At 40.8% G+C, this 610-nt stretch carries 1 pseudogene; it reads left to right on the top strand.

Annotated elements, in window-relative coordinates:
* A pseudogene (locus ACTS4L_RS11380) lies at positions 1–539 on the top strand (IS701 family transposase); the annotation flags it as partial.
* Between the last annotated feature and the right edge of the window lie 71 nt (positions 540–610).

Below are 610 nucleotides of genomic sequence, written 5' to 3'. Positions count from 1 at the left end.
GACTATATGGTCGTAAGCAACGGTTGAGATATTGTGAAATAACAGCAGTTGCTAGATTTCTAAATGGTCGAATTGTTCGAGCTGTTTGGTGTGAGTTTGAACTAGCAGATGGTGTGTGGTCAAAACCTCGTCTGCTTTTATGTAGTCATGCTGAAGTCAGTGGTGTTGATGTCATCTTAGGTTACGCCCGACGCTACTATATTGAACCTGTCTTTGATGATGTGAAAAACAGGTGGGGTTGGAAGAATGCTTGGCAACAAACCAGACAAGTATTGCACCGTTGGACACATTTGATTTTTGCTGCCTATGCGCTACCAAAATTACTTGTTTTGAAGCTTACAGACTGGAAGCTTGATCTTAATGCTATTCCTTGGAGGCAGAATCAGCCAATGACTGCTGGATTGGTGCGTATTTGGCTTTGTCGTATTTTTTCGCAGTTTGGAATTAGAGCCGCATGGTGTGCAAAAACAAGAAAATTTACTATCCCAATTCCACAGATAAACCGTGGCAGGCGTAGAAAAGTAGGTAAAGCCGCTTAAAAGCTTAGTTGCGTGAGCTAACAATTAGATCGACTGATTGAAAATTTAATGTTTAAAACTCTAAACTTCAG

The organism is Cysteiniphilum sp. 19S12-1, assembly GCF_052030685.1.
Lineage (GTDB): Bacteria > Pseudomonadota > Gammaproteobacteria > Francisellales > Francisellaceae > Caedibacter.
Note: the sequence above shows the minus strand (reverse complement) of the source record. Positions and strands in the feature narration are given on the sequence as shown.